Raw genomic sequence first — 419 nt, forward strand, 5'->3', positions numbered from 1 at the left:
CACTGATTTGAGCGTCCGCTTCTGTGATGCTTGTCAGGGGGGCGGAGCCTATGGAAAAACGGCAACGCCGCGACCTTATCTTGTCCCCTCCGGTTATCAGCCCTGTCGTCTTATGCTCTTATACGTGAGTTGCGACCGCTCGCCGCAGCCGAACGGCAGGAGCGTAGCGACTGAGTGAGCGAGGAAGCGGAAAAGAGAACATCCCTACATTGAGCACTGACGCTCTGAGGCTTCTTATGACAAAACAACAGAAAACAGCTCTGAACATGGCTAAATTCCTCCAGCATCAGTCTCTGCTCCTGCTGGAGAAGCTTAACGAGCTTGATCTTGATGCAGAGGCCGACCTTTGTGAGAAACTCCACGATGATGCGGAGCATCTTTTCCGTACACTGTCCTCGAGACTGGATGCATTACAGGAT

Annotated in this window: 1 protein-coding gene; it reads left to right on the forward strand. The window is 52.7% G+C overall.

Features of this window, described 5'->3' with window-relative positions; all coding sequences use genetic code 11:
* Nucleotides 1-236 precede the first annotated feature (236 nt).
* The coding region (locus QP437_RS09755) for a Rop family plasmid primer RNA-binding protein (RefSeq protein ID WP_285267702.1) at nt 237-419 on the forward strand (183 nt) is incomplete at its 3' end.

It is taken from the genome of Haemophilus sp. UMB1048, assembly GCF_030218125.1.
Classification (GTDB): Bacteria; Pseudomonadota; Gammaproteobacteria; order Enterobacterales; family Pasteurellaceae; genus Haemophilus_D.